This is a genomic window from Pseudoalteromonas espejiana DSM 9414, assembly GCF_002221525.1.
In the GTDB taxonomy this organism is placed as follows: domain Bacteria; phylum Pseudomonadota; class Gammaproteobacteria; order Enterobacterales; family Alteromonadaceae; genus Pseudoalteromonas; species Pseudoalteromonas espejiana.
The window spans coordinates 3,049,829-3,066,517 of record NZ_CP011028.1 but is presented as its reverse complement, the minus strand read 5'-3'; the positions used below and the strand labels follow the sequence as shown (position 1 = coordinate 3,066,517).

Annotated in this window: 17 protein-coding genes; 8 read left to right on the top strand and 9 right to left on the bottom strand. The window is 39.5% G+C overall.

What is annotated here, in order from left to right; genetic code table 11:
• Window positions 1-9: 9 nt before the first annotated feature.
• Together PESP_RS13880 and PESP_RS13875 are read right to left on the bottom strand one after the other, a co-directional pair.
• Window positions 10-780, bottom strand: a complete 771-nt coding sequence (locus tag PESP_RS13880; protein WP_089348552.1) for a substrate-binding periplasmic protein — start codon at window positions 778-780, stop codon at window positions 10-12.
• An 89-nt stretch (window positions 781-869) separates the two neighbouring features.
• The gene (locus tag PESP_RS13875) at window positions 870-1,865 is read right to left on the bottom strand and encodes an AraC family transcriptional regulator (protein ID WP_089348551.1); all 996 of its coding nucleotides are present in this window, start codon (window positions 1,863-1,865) and stop codon (window positions 870-872) included.
• 97 nt (window positions 1,866-1,962) lie between these two features.
• Between PESP_RS13875 and PESP_RS13870 the strand changes: the two genes are divergently transcribed.
• Both PESP_RS13870 and PESP_RS13865 read left to right on the top strand, forming a co-directional pair.
• The gene (locus PESP_RS13870; RefSeq protein ID WP_089348550.1) at window positions 1,963-2,412 is read left to right on the top strand and encodes an SRPBCC family protein; all 450 of its coding nucleotides are present in this window, start codon (window positions 1,963-1,965) and stop codon (window positions 2,410-2,412) included.
• Window positions 2,402-3,223 carry a sterol desaturase family protein gene (locus PESP_RS13865; RefSeq protein ID WP_089348549.1) on the top strand — a complete coding sequence of 274 codons (822 nt, stop codon included), beginning with the start codon at window positions 2,402-2,404 and terminating at the stop codon, window positions 3,221-3,223. Before PESP_RS13870 ends, PESP_RS13865 begins: the two co-directional genes overlap by 11 nt.
• 4 nt (window positions 3,224-3,227) lie before the next feature.
• Here PESP_RS13865 and PESP_RS13860 read toward each other — a convergent pair whose 3' ends face one another.
• The 4 genes from PESP_RS13860 to PESP_RS13845 all read right to left on the bottom strand — a co-directional run bounded on the left by PESP_RS13860 (window position 3,228) and on the right by PESP_RS13845 (window position 6,464).
• Window positions 3,228-5,060 carry an Lnb N-terminal periplasmic domain-containing protein gene (locus PESP_RS13860; RefSeq protein ID WP_089349179.1) on the bottom strand — a complete coding sequence of 611 codons (1,833 nt, stop codon included), beginning with the start codon at window positions 5,058-5,060 and terminating at the stop codon, window positions 3,228-3,230.
• Window positions 5,061-5,140: 80 nt separating this feature from the next.
• Window positions 5,141-5,623: a DUF3015 domain-containing protein gene (locus tag PESP_RS13855; RefSeq protein WP_058547111.1), complete on the bottom strand. Its 483-nt coding sequence runs from the start codon at window positions 5,621-5,623 to the stop codon at window positions 5,141-5,143.
• Window positions 5,624-5,778: 155 nt separating this feature from the next.
• Window positions 5,779-6,162, bottom strand: a complete 384-nt coding sequence (locus PESP_RS13850; protein ID WP_089348548.1) for a hypothetical protein — start codon at window positions 6,160-6,162, stop codon at window positions 5,779-5,781.
• Window positions 6,159-6,464, bottom strand: coding sequence for a hypothetical protein (locus tag PESP_RS13845; RefSeq protein ID WP_089349178.1), 306 nt, complete (start codon window positions 6,462-6,464; stop codon window positions 6,159-6,161). Before PESP_RS13845 ends, PESP_RS13850 begins: the two co-directional genes overlap by 4 nt.
• Window positions 6,465-6,701: 237 nt before the next feature.
• Between PESP_RS13845 and PESP_RS13840 the strand changes: the two genes are divergently transcribed.
• Both PESP_RS13840 and PESP_RS13835 read left to right on the top strand, forming a co-directional pair.
• Window positions 6,702-7,121, top strand: a complete 420-nt coding sequence (locus tag PESP_RS13840) for a VOC family protein (RefSeq protein ID WP_089348547.1) — start codon at window positions 6,702-6,704, stop codon at window positions 7,119-7,121.
• 178 nt (window positions 7,122-7,299) lie between these two features.
• On the top strand, window positions 7,300-8,085 hold the full coding sequence (locus tag PESP_RS13835) for a hypothetical protein (protein WP_245852078.1): 786 nt from the start codon (window positions 7,300-7,302) through the stop codon (window positions 8,083-8,085).
• Window positions 8,086-8,110: 25 nt separating this feature from the next.
• On the opposite strand, the gene PESP_RS13830 is transcribed toward PESP_RS13835, so the two are convergent.
• Window positions 8,111-9,718, bottom strand: coding sequence for a sensor domain-containing diguanylate cyclase (locus PESP_RS13830; protein ID WP_089349176.1), 1,608 nt, complete (start codon window positions 9,716-9,718; stop codon window positions 8,111-8,113).
• 279 nt (window positions 9,719-9,997) lie between these two features.
• Here PESP_RS13830 and PESP_RS13825 point away from each other — a divergent pair, with 279 nt between their 5' ends.
• Window positions 9,998-10,444, top strand: a complete 447-nt coding sequence (locus PESP_RS13825) for a DoxX family protein (protein ID WP_089348546.1) — start codon at window positions 9,998-10,000, stop codon at window positions 10,442-10,444.
• Between the two features lie 226 nt (window positions 10,445-10,670).
• Here the strand turns inward: PESP_RS13825 and PESP_RS13820 are convergent, their stop codons facing one another.
• Window positions 10,671-13,769: a beta-galactosidase gene (locus PESP_RS13820; RefSeq protein WP_089348545.1), complete on the bottom strand. Its 3,099-nt coding sequence runs from the start codon at window positions 13,767-13,769 to the stop codon at window positions 10,671-10,673.
• Window positions 13,770-13,881: 112 nt separating this feature from the next.
• On the opposite strand from PESP_RS13820, the gene PESP_RS13815 reads away from it, so the two are divergent.
• The gene (locus PESP_RS13815) at window positions 13,882-14,709 is read left to right on the top strand and encodes an AraC family transcriptional regulator (protein WP_089348544.1); all 828 of its coding nucleotides are present in this window, start codon (window positions 13,882-13,884) and stop codon (window positions 14,707-14,709) included.
• Here the strand turns inward: PESP_RS13815 and PESP_RS13810 are convergent.
• Window positions 14,706-15,689, bottom strand: coding sequence for a permease (locus PESP_RS13810; RefSeq protein WP_089348543.1), 984 nt, complete (start codon window positions 15,687-15,689; stop codon window positions 14,706-14,708). The two genes, PESP_RS13815 and PESP_RS13810, sit on opposite strands and share 4 nt — an antisense overlap.
• 242 nt (window positions 15,690-15,931) lie before the next feature.
• On the opposite strand from PESP_RS13810, the gene PESP_RS13805 reads away from it, so the two are divergent.
• Together PESP_RS13805 and PESP_RS13800 are read left to right on the top strand one after the other, a co-directional pair.
• On the top strand, window positions 15,932-16,225 hold the full coding sequence (locus PESP_RS13805; RefSeq protein WP_089348542.1) for an ArsR/SmtB family transcription factor: 294 nt from the start codon (window positions 15,932-15,934) through the stop codon (window positions 16,223-16,225).
• A 117-nt stretch (window positions 16,226-16,342) separates the two neighbouring features.
• Window positions 16,343-16,651: a hypothetical protein gene (locus PESP_RS13800; RefSeq protein WP_089348541.1), complete on the top strand. Its 309-nt coding sequence runs from the start codon at window positions 16,343-16,345 to the stop codon at window positions 16,649-16,651.
• Window positions 16,652-16,689 lie beyond the last annotated feature (38 nt).

The following is a 16,689-nucleotide window of genomic DNA, read 5'->3' as shown; positions in this document are numbered from 1 at the left end:
CGCTATTTATTACAACTTGTTGGCAGTGCTTGGTAAGGGCAGTTGCCACTTTTGTAAAATAGCGCGGTATTCGCCATTTTCTTTTAATAAAGCAAGTGCATTACTAATTGCGGTGGCTGTTTGGGGGTTAAGGTTTTTATTTGCGCTAAAGTACAGTTTTGAAGGGTAGTCGGTTAAATGTATGCGTTTGGTAATAAGTGCAGGGTTTAGGCCTGAGCGTTTTAATTCGTTTTCTAAGGTAAGGGTGTTAGTAAGTACAAAGTCTATGCGCTTTTTGTATAGCATTTGCCATAGCTGCTGATAATAGCTAACAAGTACTAGGTTTTCACCCTCTACAAAGCCCGCCTCTTTTAAATAATAAGCACTTGAGTAGCCTCTAATTGTAGCCACTTGATAAAACTTTGCATGATTGAGGTGGCTTACCTCGTCGGTGTGGCTTTTTAAACTTACTAGGTAGGCATCAGCAAAGTAAGCCTCGCCTAACCAGCTAAGTTGCTTTTCTCTTATTGGGGTTTTTAACAACGAAAGGGTTACTGCATTTTGGTTATGCTCGAGGGCATAAAAAATTCGCGCCATAGGCATTATTTCAAACTTGGCGGATAAATTAGTGTGCTTTATAACGGCTTTGGCTAAATCTACAAGTGCGCCGTCGGGTTCATTGTTTTTATTTATAAAATGATAAGGCGGTAGATCTTCTGCAATAAATGTGAGCGTATCAGCCTTAGCAACTTGACCGCATATAACAATTATAAACACATTGACGAGTACACGTAACAACATAACAACCACGCTTTTTTATTGCCTAGTGTAAATAATATAAGCAACAAATACACGTTAAATGATAACTAATTGTTAACCTGTGGCCTTGCTTATGTTTTTTCTCTATATTTGCGCGGGCTACACCCATACCAACGATAAAAAGCGCGGTTAAATGAGCTCTGATCTTTAAACCCTAATAGGGTTGCCAGCTCTATTAATGAAGTGTTGTTTATTAGTATTTCGGCGCGGCGTTTTCGCTCGTTCTCTAAAAGCTGCGCAAAGGTAAGGTGGTTTTCTTTTAAGCGCCTTTGTAGCGTACGGGGCGTTAAATTAACTGCTGCCGCGGTTTTAATTAATGTGCACTCTTGTAGGTCGCTTTTAGCCATAAGCAGCACCGTTATATGCTCAGATAAATTTTGCTGGCTTTTAAACTCGCTAAGCTGTTGCTGCGAAACTTGTTTAAGTGCGCTATTAATCGCGCTGTTATCGGTTTTAAAAGGCAGTGCTAAGAATGCTTTGGCAAAGCTAATTTGGTTGTATTGTGCATTGCCTTTTACAGGGCAGTTAAACCACGTTGAAAGCTGCTTTATTTGTTGTGATGTAAAACTTTCCGTAAATTCAACACGCGTAGGGCTAAGCTGAGGATTTAAAAGTTGCCTAATAACACTGACCCATGCGGTCATATTTCGTTGTATAACCTGTGTGTTGCACAAAGCATGGGGTAGCCACCTTACTGTGGCAGTATCTGCATGTTGCTCAAAATGTGCTTTGCCTATATCTGCTACCAAGCTGTCGTAATGAAGTAGCGATTCAATAGCGTTGGCTAAATGGCTGCTCGATTCAATTAAATAGCCAAGCACACCGTAATCGGCAGTGCGAATATGTTTTCCTAATTCAAATCCAAATAGTGGGCTGTTAAGTGCCGTACTGGCAAAACTTAATAATGCATTGTAACTGTGTAAACTTATACGCGGAGCAAGTTGCAGGCTGTTTTTATCTACATACTCATTAAAACTAATTGCGCTTAGTACACTTTGGGTATTGAGCCCTTGGTTTTGCAAAAAGTCTAAAATACTCGAAAAATAATAATCGCTGAGAGTATGCATTTGTCGCCTAAAGCTAAAAAATAGTCACTTAATGGCAAGTTTGCCATGTATAAATTTTATAAGCTACTGCTATAACAACGCTTTAATAGTGACCTAAATGATATTTATAACAACAAGCCACACGCTAGCTGCTAGCCCACAGCAAGTAAAAGCAGCCTTGCTTGACCATGCTGCGCTGGGGCGATTTTTTAACGCTAAGTTTTTACTTGTAAAGCCACAAAATAATGATGAAGAGCCAGGTGGTGTGGGTGCTATTAGGCAAGTAAGCATGGCGGGTGTTACGTTTAAAGAGCAAATAATGGCGGTTAATAAACACCATATTTGCTATCAAATTATAGGTAATAAGCCCGTGGCAAAGCACAAAGGTGATATTTATTTTTTTGCTGTAAATAGTAACCCTATACGTTGCCAAGTAAGTTATAGCATTCGCTGTAAAGCGCCGTGGTGGCTGCCTAATAGTGTGCTTGAGTTTTTTATTAAAAGAGATGTTGTTAACGCACTCAAAAAATTAAACAATTATTTTTTAGGTGAGCAAAATGAGTGTTGAAATTATTTTACTCGCGCTAAGCCCGGTATTTTTGTTTTTTGTTTGCTACGAGTTCGTTAAGTTTAAACGTTATTACGACATAAAGGACAGCCTGGCAAATACCGCCTTAGCGCTACTCCATCAAGGTGCTGATGCACTTGCTTTATTACTGCTAATGCCTTTTTTTTATTGGCTGTATGAATACAGGCTATTTGATATTGAGCTAAGTATTTTAAGTGTCGCTTTTGCCTTTTTACTGCAAGATTTTTTATATTATTGGTTTCATCGGGCATCGCATCATATTCACTGGCTGTGGGCAGCCCATGTAGTACATCACAGCTCTACTAAAATGAATTTTACAACGGCATTTAGGCAAAGTGTAATGTACCCAGTAGCGGGTATGTGGGTTTTTTGGCTACCTATGATATTGCTAGGTTTTGAGCCATTAACCGTATTTAGTGTAGTGGCACTTAATTTGGCGTATCAATTTTTTGTGCATACGCAAATAGTAGGCAAGTTAGGCTGGTTTGAAAGCGTATTTAATACGCCATCACACCACCGGGTTCATCATGCGATTAATAAAAGCTATCTTGATAAAAACTTTGCTGGCGTACTTATTATTTGGGATAAGCTGTTTGGTACCTTTGTAGAAGAAGATAAAAATCAGCCATGCAAGTACGGCATAGTAGGGCAGTTAAATAGTAATAACCCACTAACAATAACGTTTCATCAGTGGGCTCATTTATTTAAAAGTGCGTATAAGGCAAAAGGTTTAAAAGCTAAATGTAAGGTAGTACTTGGCTACCCAACAAGTAGCGTTAAGGCTAAATAAATGCCTAAAAGTAAAACTGCATGGCTAAACTTGCAGCTGTATTGTGGCTATGCCATTTTTCGTGCTTTATTTGGCTGCGCAGTGCTAAATTGCGCGACAATGCGTAGCTCCAAGTTAGCGCAGCTTCGCTGTGGTTATTAGCGGCATTATCGCTTAGCCAAAATATATTACCGGTAAGCGCAAGTTTGTGGTTGTTATTTACTTGCCAAATAACGCCAGCCTCACTGCCTAGTCCTATACTTAGCTGGTTAGAAATATCACCAGTATTTAGCTCAAATTGTCCCAAAATATAGCCATGCACACTGTTTGGGTTGCCGTAAGACTTACCATATCCACCTTTAGTAAAAAATCGGCCTGAGCGTTTGTTTTGACTTGGCTGTCTGTCAAAGCCCATTTTGATATTCCAAGAGTAGCTGTCAAATACACGGTTATCGGGGGCAAGCGACATAGCATCGAGTAAGTAAAAGTGCTCAATGTGATTATTGCTGTTATCTGTAAGGTTGGCTTCTAAGTCAAAAAAGCTAATTTGTGCTCCAGGTATAAAGCCTGCAGGTCTGTCGAGTAAATCATGATAAGCAAGTCGATAAGCTAAATTGGTGGTATTTTTCTGGTTATTATTTTGCACTCTTTTAGCTGTTAGCCTAGAAGAACCGTGGCCTTGCTCTGGCGAGGCTTTAGGTTTTTTGGGCTTAGATAAAGGAGAAGGAACAGCATACTTACTGCGCATTAATAATAACTTAGTAAGCCTTGGGGCTATTTTTTCACGGTTTAGGGCTTTATCGTAAAATTCAAAGTTTAGCCATTCGTACGCCATTTCTAGTATGGCTACTAGCTCTTTTTGTGAGTAATTACGGGTATTTAATGGCTTGCCTTGCATAAGCTCCCTCGCATCACTAAGTTGCTGATCGCTTAACTGTGTTGAATAGTGATAAAGCTTAGTGCCAAAAGCAGGGCGGTAATTAGGAGCTTGCAGTAAATTGTTGTCTCTTAGTGCGGCAACTGTGTCTGAAGGAATAGCCTGCATGTTAAATTGCGAAGTTAAATTAAGGTCGTCTTTCGCTAATTGTAATAGCGCCAGTAACTGATACGAGCAGTTTTCGTCTATAAAAAAGTAATCAAAAGTAGCGCTTTGAAGCTCCCATAAATGCAGTAAAATCCGCTCTACTTGTTGCTCGGTTAAATTTAGTTTGTACTCCCAAATATCGCGTGATTCTAAGTCGTTATATTCACGTACTTTTTTGTAATACGGCATAAGCGAAAACTTACCTGGGTAGCTACCAACAAGCCCCTTTAATGCATACATAGCAGCGTTATCTGAGCCATCAGGTTCTGCTGCAAAATTAACAGCAAAAGCAACAAGTTCTTTATTTCGGGTTTGATCTTTAGCGTCAATACGCAGCAATGTATGCCCAAACATTGATGAAGGGCTATTCATAAATGCAGTAGGAAATACCAGCGTAACCCCTTTAGGGTTTATTACTTGTTGCCAGGTAGTAAGTTCAGGGCAATTAAGAGCAGGCCAATTATTATTTATTTTTGATTTTAGCCATGTGTAGCGAGCAGGAAATTGGCAGCTGTATTTTTGTTGGCTGGTTTTATTGCCATTAAATGCGCTAATGGTGGCATTTAGCTCATCAACTGGGTTTGTTTTACCTGTGGGTGCTATAAAAAACTCAGCACTTTCTACTTCACTTTTAAAGCTACCTAATGTGGTATTGCGGTAGTGGCCTAATTTGAGCCAGTAAGGATGTGTGGCTAATGTATTATTTTCAATACTTTTAGCATTAGAATATGTACTAAAGAGCGTAACTAACAGAATAACTAATATTTTTTGCATACCCAAAACCATAAAAAAAAGCCGCTAGAGGTTACTCTAGTGGCTTTATTTATACATATAAAACCGGCTAAATTAGCTGATTAAGAAAGAGTATAAGAAGCTAGTTGTGCGTCACTTGCTACAACAGTGTTTAGGTTTTCTAAAACTGTTTGTGAAGTTACGTTCTCAGAAGTAAATACTGAAGAAAACTGTGCTTGAGCAAGCTTGTTGAATGCTGCTTTATCTTGTTCTGCAACGCCCCAAACCTCAGCAAGTGTAGCTAAAGTTTCGCCTTCACCTTGAGACATATCACGAGCAAGCTGCTCCATGTTGCCATCGATGAATAAAGCGATTTTTTCAGAAGAAGTTACTGTACCAGTGCCGTCACAACCTAAAGTACCAAAAGTGATACCGAAAGTTTGGTTACCAGAAGTACCGTTAGTTGTAGCGCCTAAAATTTTAACGCCTTTACCTTGCTGGCCTGCAAATAACATAGAGCCAAGGCCACAACCAATATCTTGGTCAGCCATTGCGTTAGAAAAAGGAAGTAAAGATAGAGCTGCTACTGCGATTAGTTTTTTCATGTTCATAAATCCATATATGATTTGTCTTTATTTAGGGTAAATAAAGATCGCGAGGGATTCTAACAGAGTTGTAGAAAAAAGGAACATACCACGCTATGAATTTTTTGATGTTGCTTTTACCTTAAAGTATTAATAACCGGGTTGCTTATCTGTTTTTAAGGGGCTGGCTTTTTACTTCTTGGTGCGCCTAATAAAATACACATGTGGCAAATACACACAGCCAAAAATGCACTTATGCCTAATGCACCGCCATAGCCATCAAGCTTTGGCACTAGGTATTCAAATAAAAACGAAAATAAAATTGATGAACTAGCAACCGTGTAAATACCAAATCGATGTGGTGCGCTCATGCCTATAAACGTGCCTCCAAAAAATACGACTGAGTATAAGTCGGGGTTTAGGTTTAAGGCGCTTAAAATTAAATACGCAATAATAGAAAGCGAGGCTGATGCGCGTATGCCATCAAAACGATTATGTTTAGCTAAATAAAACGTTAAAAAAGCACCGAGTAAAGCAATAACTGGATATTCTAAATTCATAAAACCATTCCTTTTGCCAACATAAATAAAGCCACGCTTGCAAAGGCTACGCTGCCAAGTTTGCCACCAAATCCGGTAAACATATTTATAGTAAGCACGTATAAGCTAGCCCCAATAACTGAGATTATGGCTATTTCCCAATAACTTGTAATTAATTGCGTTGAGCACATACCAGCAAAGCTGCCAGCGTAAATTGCAGCATAGGGGTGGTTTTTATAACGTGCAGGAAAAGGAATAAACGAGCCAATAAGGCCTGTTAGTGCGGCAGACATAACTAAAGGCAATGCAAAAGTAGTGTGCATGGCAAAGCAGGTCACAAAGCCTAAAAAGAAGGTGATGAACTTTAAAAGTAAGAATTTAATCATAGCGCGCGTATTTTAAAGTAACCTTTTTAGCTTTAATAGATCCCCACTCAAATATAAATCATTACATGAAGATAGATTAACTATGCTTAAATTTGGTTGTTAATGTTTCATCAATTATATTTTATGTATAATGAGGGTTATTAATATACAAAAATATAAGATTAAAGGTAATTTATGTCTAACTGTTTGCATTTGGCTATTCCGGCTGGCGATTTAAAAGTAGCTAAAACGTTTTATTGCGACGTATTGGGCTGTAAAACAGGTAACAGCGAAGAAGGCCGTTGGGTAGACATAGACTTTTGGGGTAACGAATTAACTCTGCATCAAAGTGTAGAGCGCTTACCCACTGTGCGCCATGATGTAGATATGGGCGCTGTGGCTGTGCCTCATTTTGGTATTCATTTATCAGAAGATGAATTTAACGGTTTAAAAAAGCGTATTGAAGCAGCAGGGCTTGAGTACCTTGATAAACCGTATCGCCGCTTTGTAGGTGATGAGTTTGAACAGGAAACTTTTTTTATTGAAGATCCAAACGGTAACGTGCTTGAAATGAAAACCATGGTAAACCCAGAGGTTTTATTTAAAAAAGCGTAAGTCGTGTTTTATTTATTAAATATTAGGCCACTTTTAAAGTGGCCTTTTTTGTAGCCAGTAAGTTTTTGCTTGTACCCATAGATGAAAATAATTGCATTGTATGCGTTACTTTTATTCACTCTACAACACATAATTTAAAACGTAGACTAAGGCATATATCTCATACTTTATAATTATTATGTTGCTTTTAAAACTCACCATTGCGCCTCTGCTTTTATTATTGATTAATTATGCCCAAAAACGATTTGGCAGTTTTGTAAGTGGGATTATTCCGGGCTTGCCTATTACATCGGGCCCTATTTCTTATTTTATTGCGTTTGAGCAGGGTAAGTTATTTGCTAGTAATTCGGCGGTGGCGTCTTTGTATGGTATGAGTGGCATAGGGCTATTTTGTTTTTGCTATGCCGCTATGCTTGCAAAATATGGGGTATTAAAAGCGCTCTTTGCGGCGTTAACATTGTGGTGTGTTTTTAGTGCGTTTACCTTGTTGTTACCAATTAATATTGCACTAGCATGTGTTATTTCGCTTAGCGTTTTAGCTGTTTTAGCGCATGCATCAAGCAAGTTAAAATTTGAACCTGATGCTAAACCTTTTACAGCAGCCTGGGAGCTGCCTGTAAAAATGCTATTGGTTACTAGCTTTATTGTTTTAGTTACGTTTTTATCGGCAAATATTGGCGCTATGTGGAGTGGGTTACTATCTACCTTTCCGGTAATATTGGCAGTAATGGGCAGTATTGCCCACGCAAGCGATAAAAAGTTCTCTGCTTATAAAGTACTTAATGGTGGCATTATTGGTTCGTTAGGCGGTTGCGTATTTTTTTCTGTAATTGCACTCGCGCTTAAGTTTTATTTTGATATTTGGCAGGTATATGCAGTAGCGGCAATATGTTCAACCTTATTTACCATTCTCACAAGTCACTATGTAAACCGTAAACAGTTTGCCAAGCCGGTTACGGTTTAATAGCAATAAGCAGTAATACTTATAATTAGCCATCAACTAAAGTGAGTGGTTTTACTTTACGTTGTAACTTTTCATGGTACATGGCGGTATCGCCTGCTTTTAAAATTTCGTCAATATTATTAGGTGGCTCGCTAAATACGGTACTGCCAACACTGGCTTTTACAGCAATTACCTGGTCATTATGGTTAATAGTGAGTTGATTTAGATGTGTTTTAAGGTGGTGTATTTTAGGGCTAACTTGCGCTTTAGTATAAAAGTGCGCAAGTACTACAAATTCATCGCCGCCTAAGCGACCGACTGCGTCATGTTTTCGTACGCTGCTTTTTAAATTATGCGCTACTTTGCAAAGTGCTTGGTCGCCCGTTGCATGGCCGTAGTTGTCGTTAATTAATTTAAAGTCGTCGAGGTCTATGTACATAAGGCACAACACGCCCCCTTTTTTTGCATGAAACTTTATTAGTTCAGCCGATTTTTTAGCCCAGCCTCTGCGGTTTAATATGCCGCATAAGTGGTCGTAATCTGCTTCGGTTTCGGCGCGCTTTTGGGCTATTCGCATCCGGCTAATGCGCCTCGATACCGCAACTGCTAATAAAAATGATTCAACCGCAAACGCTAACACAAATCCATAACGCTGCATAAATGGGCTTTGATTAATAAGCAATACTCTAAAAATCATGCTTACTAATACAAAGCTAAGTGCTACAAATACGAGTGTTGCTTCACGTACACCTTTTAAGGCTTGCATTGCTGCTAAAGTAAAAATAACAGCCACAATAAATAGCGAAGAATAAGCCATTACATGGCCTGCTATTGTCCAAAATATTAGGTTATTAACTAGCATTTTTAGTACTGCAAATAGCATTACAATACAGGCCAATGTTTTGAGAAACATAGTTAATTTAGGCCAGCGTTTATTCGTCTCTAGTAACGCGAGCATAAACCACGTGGCACTTAGTACGGTTAAGCCAATACTAAGTAGGTATAGGTTAAAAATAACGGCAGACACATGCTGCGTCACAAATAAATACACTTGCCCTTCTTGGAGTAAAATAAAACTGCCAATACAAAAAATATAAATACTGTAGAGCTTAAACACACTTTCGTTAAGTCTGTGCCCCATTATTAATACATAAAAAATAAGCGTAATACATAACCCATAAAATGAGCCCATAATCAGTGAGTTTTGCTGCGCTTTTTTAAAATAAGTGGGGGTTGGCTGCCATTTAAATCGCGGTGTGTAATTAAGCTTTGATTTTAATGTTATTGTGGCTGTAAATGTACCTGCGTCCATTAAGTAGGCGACTTGCCCCGCTTTTAATGGCGTTTTTACAGTGTTGTTTTGCTGCCAAGTAAAGCTATCAAGCCCTGGGCGTAAAAAGCTTAGTACACCACCATTTTTAACAGAGCAACTTATTTGGTATTGATTAACACCGCGTTTAGCCGTGAGTTCAGAAGGGATATTTACCTTAAGCGCAGAGGCAGGCGTAGATGTGTTTAAGTGCTTTATTTTACATGTATCGGCAGCATGAGAATCAAAAGTAATAAATAATGCGAGCAAAGTAATGAGAATATATAAGGGGTATCCCTTACTTTTAGATGGGGGGAGAATCAATCTACTACTTTTATAGCTCATAAGCGCATCCAATTTTTACTACTTTTTTTATACTAGCAGAGCCGAACTATTTAGCTATTAGTTTACTGCTTAATAATGCTTAAAACTTCGCTATTAAAAATAGCGCCTTAAATATTTATACACGCTAGGCAAAAATAGCAGTAACTTAGTTAAAATTAAAAACACCGCGTTTATAATTAACCAATAATATCGGTATTAATGTTTTAAAATGATGATAGTAAACTGTGTTCATCGGTTAGCAAAACTAACACCTTATAAATTTACACAGGATAAAAACTCATGACACTACTACAGAAAATATTAAACTCTAAAGCAGGCGCAGCAGCACTTATTTTACGTGTACCAGTCGGGTTAATTTTAGCAGCGCACGGCGCGCAAAAATTATTTGCTTGGTTTGGCGGTTACGGCCTTGAAGGTACAGGGCAGTGGATGGCAAGTATTGGCTTAGAGCCAGGTTACTGGTTAGCATTAATGGCAGGCAGCGCTGAATTTTTTGGCGGCATTGCATTAGCACTTGGTTTATTAACACGCCCAGCAGCCGTAGTTACGGCGTTTACAATGTTGATTGCAATATTTAGTGTACATATTAACAATGGTTTATTTATGGCTAACAACGGTTACGAATACGCACTTACTTTATTAGTTGCAACTGCAGCGCTTGCTGTACAAGGTGCAGGTAGCTTTTCGGTTGATAGTGTTATTGCTAAAAAGCTAGCCGATAAATAACGTTTACAATACCAATCCGCAATAATACATAAACATTTTTAGGGGCTAAACGTGTCGCTACCTGCGTTAAAAAATTCTCATTTAGAACAACTAAATAGCGAGTTTTTTGCCTAGCTATCAACACGTTTATCTATCCTCAAAATAGATTACTTAATTAAGTGGATTGGTATAACTTAAAAAATAGCGGCTAATTTAGCCGCTATTTTTGCATGGGTTAAGCGTTATTTTACTTAGCCGAAAAAGTTAAAGAGTAGGTGTACTGCGTTTGCTCAAGTAAATATTCTTTATGGGTACTTGGGCTCCACGAATCATCGCCGCCAACCCCCATATGTTGATGATCAATATGGACATGTAAGCAATCATCAGCTACTAGCTCATTGGTGTGCTTTGCTTGCGTAAGCATGCTTTGAGAGTATTCACTGGCTGCAAATAAAAACGCACCGGTTACGGTTAAATTATTAATACTCAGTAATTGGCAATCACTACGCACGCCGTTATCGGTTGGGAATATATATGGTGTATGTAGCTCATTATGTTGCGCGCTGTAATAACCTAAACGCGCAGCCGCTTTGCGATCAGGGTAGTTTTCAAATGGCCCTAAACCAAGCCAGTTTACTTGTGTATCGCTTTGTTTATTAAGCGCTGTGCTTAACCCTATGCGTGGCATGGGTGGCAAAATGTCGTTTAGTTGCACATCAACATTTAAGTTAATTTCACCGTTATTATTAAGTGTATAAAGCCATGTTGTTTTTGCTTGTACTGCGCCATTAAATTCATAACTAAATACACAGGTAATACGTATATCTACCTTTGATTGCACGACTTCAAACGAGCGACAAGTGCGCTGCCACTGCCCAATACCCGCTCTTAGCCAGCGCGCTTCCCATGCGTTAGGGTCTAAGTTGTCTACTTCGCTTACGCCTATGTCGTTATCAAGCGGGGCGCGGTAAAAGTTATCAACTAATGGGCTTTTAATAACTTGGGTTTGATTGTGTAACCACTGCTCAATAAGGCCTGATTGGCTATTAAATACAAGTTTAAAGGTATCGCCTTCAATACTTAGCAGTGTGTTAGTTTCACTAATATTTAGTGTGCCATGTGCTGAAGCAGCTACTAAAGCAGGCGTAAATGTATCAGCGCTTAAACTTTGGCTATTTATAAGCTTAAATTGCTCGGTGTTTAATACATGCTCGGCACTTGCAAAGCTGCACTCGTTAATCAGTACTACATCTAAATTAAGGTGATATTGCGCACCGGCTTTAAACACCGTTTTTGTATTAACAGTTAGCGTTTGCGTACTTTGCGGAGCAATATTAATAATTTGCTCGCCTTGCTCTACACATTGGCCATTTTCTATTAACTGCCAAACTAGTTTTTCGTTATCGGTTGCCCTAAATACATAATCACTAAATACATCAACGGTATAGTGGTTTTGAGTTTGCTCGCGCAGCGTAAATTGTAAATGCTGTTGGCTGTATTTAGCTTCAAACAAGCTAGGGTGTGGCGTACGATCTGGAAATAATAAGCCGTTTATACAAAATTGGCGGTCGTTTAGTTCATCACCAAAATCACCACCGTAAGCCCAGTAATGCTTACCGTTTTCATCAGTTTTAGATAAACCTTGGTCTACCCAATCCCATATAAAGCCACCTTGTAAGCGCGGGTACTCTCTAAATGCTTGCCAGTAATCGTCAAAGCTACCTAGGCTGTTACCCATTGCATGGGCGTACTCACATAAAATGAGTGGGCGAGTTTCACCCGGTAGGCTTAGCCATTTTTTAATAGAGTATTTAGGTACTGCGTCATCAGCAACATGTGTATCTACACGGGCATACATAGGGCAAATAATGTCGGTTGCGGTGGTATTTGCGCCGCCACCTTCGTATTGCACTGGGCGAGAAGGGTCAAGGCTTTTTGACCAACCGTACATTGCATCGTGGTTGGCACCGTGCCCGCATTCGTTACCCAGTGACCAAATAATAATAGAGGCGTGGTTTTTATCGCGCTCAACCATTTGTGTATAGCGCGACATAAATGCACCAGCCCACTGCGGATCGCTTGCAAGCCTACCCATAGGAAACATACCGTGGGTTTCTATATTGGCTTCGTCTACTACGTATAAACCTAGCTCGTCACACAGCTCGTAAAAACGTGGGTGGTTTGGGTAGTGAGCAGTACGTACAGCATTAAAGTTATTTTGCTTCATCAGCTTAATATCTTCAATCATGTCGGCGGTGCTTACTGTGTGGCCGTTTTCAGGGTGATGTTCGTGGCGGTTAACACCACGAATTAGTAGCGGTTTGCCGTTTAAACAAAGCTGCCCGTTAAGCATTTCTACTTTTCTAAAGCCAATGTTGTAGGCTTCTGCATCTGCGGTGTTGCCTTGCTCATCTAACAGGCTTACAACACAGCGATATAAGGTTGGGGTTTCAGCTGTCCATTTTTTAGGGCTTTGTATATCAATTGTTTGAAATACGACATCGCTCCAACCGCCTTTTTCGTCAACGCGTTTATTGTTAGTGCTTTGTATTTGTGGCTCACACAGTGCTTGTTCACCATCAAAAACCTGTACTGCTACTTGGTAGTTATTTGGCGCATCTATTGCGGTTTTTATATGCAAAGTCGCATCGCGGTAGCAGGCGTCTAAATCTGGGGTTATAAATACATCGCGTATTTGATGTTGCGGTTTAGTAAGTAAATTAACATCGCGGAATATACCGCTTAGCCACCACATGTCTTGATCTTCAAGGTAGCTGCCATCGCTCCAGCGAATAACCATAACCGCAATGCGGTTGATGCCAGCCACTAACAGTTCGCTTAAATCAAATTCGCTTGGTAAGCGGCTATCCTGCGAGTAGCCCACCCATTGACCGTTACACCAAAGGTGAAACGCCGAGTTTACGCCTTCAAAAATAATATGGTTTCGCTGAGCTAATTGATCCGCCGAAATAGTAAACTCAGTACGGTAGCAACCTGTTGGGTTATCGCTTGGTACAAATGGCGGGTTTACTACAAAGGGGTATTTAACATTACAATAAATAGGTTTATCAAAGCCGTGTAATTGCCAGTTAGAAGGCACTGGAATACTGTGCCAGTCGGTGGCGAGTGTTTCACTTAGTAATGACTCATCAACCGCTTCGGGTTTATCAAATAATTTAAAATCCCATTGGCCGTTTAAACTTTGTTTTTGTGATTGCGTGTTTGTACGGGCATGGTCAACGCTTTTAAAACCATTAAGTGGGCTGTGCGCTTTTACTTGATTAACTTGCACCGAAATTGGGTTTTCCCAATCGCGGCGGTTAATTATGTGCTGTAGTGAGTTCATTAGTGTCCTATTGCATGTGTGGCAATTATAGTGGCTTAAATATAGCTAAAATAATGCGTTGAGGTTATGCTTAAAGCTCTCTTTTATTTGTCCAAAAATATCATTTTAAATTATGCGTAACACGATTAAAGATGTACTCGATATTGGCCCAGAGTGTACAGAGCGGTTTATTGATTTAAACACGCTTTCGCAAATGCCAAGCCTTGAAATAGAGCTGGCAGGTTGCTCAAATTTATTGGGTGATTATTGTGTTGCGCGTACTAACCCGCTTGAACACACTCTGTTTTATACTTTGGGTGGTCAGGGCACGCTTAAAACCGATAATAACCAATATCCACTAGTCGAAAATAGCTTCGCTATATTGCCAGCACGGCAAAGTTTTGAGGTTGAAATAGCAAGCGAAAAGTGGGATGTAATTTGGCTAAACCTTGCAAACACCAAGCGTTGGCAACATTTAAATTTAGCGCACGCTAAAGTATTAACTAATCAGCAGCTAGCGCCATTACATTTAGCGATGGAGCTTTTATATAGTGAAAGTAACGCTACTTTGCGCGAAGGCGTTATGCCTATTTTAAGTCATTACTTAAATACAACGCTTCAAAGCGAGCCACAAATAGGCGGGCAAAATAGATTAACCAGCTTATTTTTAGAGGTAGAAGAGCGCCTGCAATTTGATTGGACAATAGAGGCTATGTGCGAACAAGTACATTACTCAGCACCGCATTTACACAGGTTATGCCAGGCACAATTTGGTAAAAGCCCTATGCAGCAGCTTATTTACTTACGAATTAAACGGGCTAAAAACTTGCTTTTAAATACCCGGTGGCCAGTCGCCCATATTGCCGCTTACGTGGGGTACCCTAATATATTTAATTTTTCAAAACGGTTTAAAAAATCAGTGGGCGTGTCACCCACTGAGTTTAGAAAAATGAGCGTTTAAAAAATAGCTTGGTATAAAAAGCCTGCACCAATAGCCATTGTAATAATGACAAACAAAAAGGCGGCTATCATTTGGTTTTTAAAAATTGATTTAAGCAAAATAACTTCTGTTAAGCTTGCGCCCGCGCTGCCAATTATTAATGCCATTACCGAGCCAAGCGCCATGCCTTTTTTAACCAATGCGGCACTTAGCGGAATAACGGCTTCGGCTCTAATATAAAGTGGAATACCAATAATGGCTGCAATAGGAATGGCATACCACATACCATCGCCCGCATATTTAGCAATTAGCTCGGTAGGAATAAAGCCATAAATAAACGAGCCTATTGCTACCCCTAGCATTAAGTACGGAAACACCTGTTTAAAGTCTTTAAAGGTGGCGTGCCACACTTTTACCCAGCGATTAGGCTGCGCTTTTTTAGGCTCTATTGCTTTAGGTTCGCCGCAGCGTGTGGTTGCACAGCTTGGTTCAACTTCTTTAGGCTCACTACAGCTTGGTTTTGCGCAGCTACTAGTAGATTCTGTGCTGTAAGCTTCTGGTTTTACATACCTTTCAAAGCCTAACTTTTCAAGGGTATAGCCTGCTACAACCGACACCACCATAGCCACTAAAAAGTAAAATAAAGCAACCTGCCAGCCAAAGGTAATTACAAACAACCCAATGATCACCGGGTTAAGTAGCGGGCTGCCAAATAAAAATACCATCATAGGGCCAAAGCCCGCTCGCGCTCTTAATAATCCTTTTAAAAACGGAATAGTTGAGCACGAACAAAAGGGGGTTATAGCTCCCAATAAAGCAGCAATAACGTAGCCCTTACCGTTTTTTGAACTTAAAATGGATTGAATTTTTTCAGGTGTTATAAATAGCTGCAAAACACCCACTAAATAACTAATAACAATAAATAAAATAGTTAACTCTGTAGCTAAAAAGGCAAACATGCCTAACGCCTCTTTTGCCATTGCTAGCATTTCATTACTCATAACGCACTCCAAAGTACACAAGGTATAGCTTATATTGAATAAACTATATTTCGAATTTTATGGAAGTATATTGGCGAGCCAGAATGTCGTCAATACTTCATTTCTAGATATGTGGAAATAAAGTTTATGGCGTTGTTTTTAAATGCTTTATTTTTTAACTTTTAAGGTAACTTGCTAATAAAGCTGTATTTAACAATTCAAATTGTTATTATTTCTAATAATTTAGAAATTACGAGGTTGTAATGGAAATTACCGACGTTGCAAAAGCATTAAAAGAATTGGGTCACCCTACGCGTTTAACTATATATAAGCGTGTAGTAAAAGCAGGGCGCGCTGGCATTAGTGTAGGTAATATACAAGAAGAGCTAAGCATGGCAGGCTCTACACTTTCGCACCATATATCGGGCTTAGTTAACGCTGGGCTAATTAGCCAAAGGCGCGAAGGGCGCACACTTTATTGTGTAGCCATGTACCAACGCTTAGACGATGTAATTGGTTTTTTACAAAACGAATGTTGTGTAGACGAAGACCAGTAAATTTTTATCAACGGTTTTGCGCGTTGTTTATTGACCTCAAGGTGCATTGCAGGTTTAATATGCCGCTGTTCCTACTATGTAAAATAGGAACCCACTTTAAATTTTATTAGGTAATGGATGCGCTCAAACTACTTTTTAGTCGTGATACTCCTTGTGCTTGTACACAGCTTTATTAGCTGTGATGCTGCTGCGTATCATTTACAAGAAGAAGTTGATCATGCCTCGCACATTCATTCTTTAGCCGATACAAACGATGAAGACGCGCAATCACCTACCGAAATTCATGCCCATCAGCATTGCCACTGTGGTTATTACAGTTCGCTAAATCATCCTATAAGCCCCGAGCAAAGCCAAGCAACGCAGCCTGCTTGCTATAGCGGTTTAAATTATCCGCCAGATGTTCCGCCACCCAATTTTTATAGCTAGTTTTTAATTTTAAACACGTTGTAAATAACTGTCTGCGC

Excerpts from the sequence above, each read along its gene's own strand:
- PESP_RS13880 (WP_089348552.1), bottom strand. The coding sequence starts at position 780 with ATGTTGTTACGTGTACTCGTCAATGTGTTTATAATTGTTATATGCGGT.
- PESP_RS13875 (WP_089348551.1), bottom strand. The coding sequence starts at position 1,865 with ATGCATACTCTCAGCGATTATTATTTTTCGAGTATTTTAGACTTTTTG.
- PESP_RS13870 (WP_089348550.1), top strand. The coding sequence starts at position 1,963 with ATGATATTTATAACAACAAGCCACACGCTAGCTGCTAGCCCACAGCAA.
- PESP_RS13865 (WP_089348549.1), top strand. The coding sequence starts at position 2,402 with ATGAGTGTTGAAATTATTTTACTCGCGCTAAGCCCGGTATTTTTGTTT.
- PESP_RS13860 (WP_089349179.1), bottom strand. The coding sequence starts at position 5,060 with ATGCAAAAAATATTAGTTATTCTGTTAGTTACGCTCTTTAGTACATAT.
- PESP_RS13855 (WP_058547111.1), bottom strand. The coding sequence starts at position 5,623 with ATGAAAAAACTAATCGCAGTAGCAGCTCTATCTTTACTTCCTTTTTCT.
- PESP_RS13850 (WP_089348548.1), bottom strand. The coding sequence starts at position 6,162 with ATGAATTTAGAATATCCAGTTATTGCTTTACTCGGTGCTTTTTTAACG.
- PESP_RS13845 (WP_089349178.1), bottom strand. The coding sequence starts at position 6,464 with ATGCACACTACTTTTGCATTGCCTTTAGTTATGTCTGCCGCACTAACA.
- PESP_RS13840 (WP_089348547.1), top strand. The coding sequence starts at position 6,702 with ATGTCTAACTGTTTGCATTTGGCTATTCCGGCTGGCGATTTAAAAGTA.
- PESP_RS13835 (WP_245852078.1), top strand. The coding sequence starts at position 7,300 with ATGTTGCTTTTAAAACTCACCATTGCGCCTCTGCTTTTATTATTGATT.
- PESP_RS13830 (WP_089349176.1), bottom strand. The coding sequence starts at position 9,718 with ATGAGCTATAAAAGTAGTAGATTGATTCTCCCCCCATCTAAAAGTAAG.
- PESP_RS13825 (WP_089348546.1), top strand. The coding sequence starts at position 9,998 with ATGACACTACTACAGAAAATATTAAACTCTAAAGCAGGCGCAGCAGCA.
- PESP_RS13820 (WP_089348545.1), bottom strand. The coding sequence starts at position 13,769 with ATGAACTCACTACAGCACATAATTAACCGCCGCGATTGGGAAAACCCA.
- PESP_RS13815 (WP_089348544.1), top strand. The coding sequence starts at position 13,882 with ATGCGTAACACGATTAAAGATGTACTCGATATTGGCCCAGAGTGTACA.
- PESP_RS13810 (WP_089348543.1), bottom strand. The coding sequence starts at position 15,689 with ATGAGTAATGAAATGCTAGCAATGGCAAAAGAGGCGTTAGGCATGTTT.
- PESP_RS13805 (WP_089348542.1), top strand. The coding sequence starts at position 15,932 with ATGGAAATTACCGACGTTGCAAAAGCATTAAAAGAATTGGGTCACCCT.
- PESP_RS13800 (WP_089348541.1), top strand. The coding sequence starts at position 16,343 with ATGCGCTCAAACTACTTTTTAGTCGTGATACTCCTTGTGCTTGTACAC.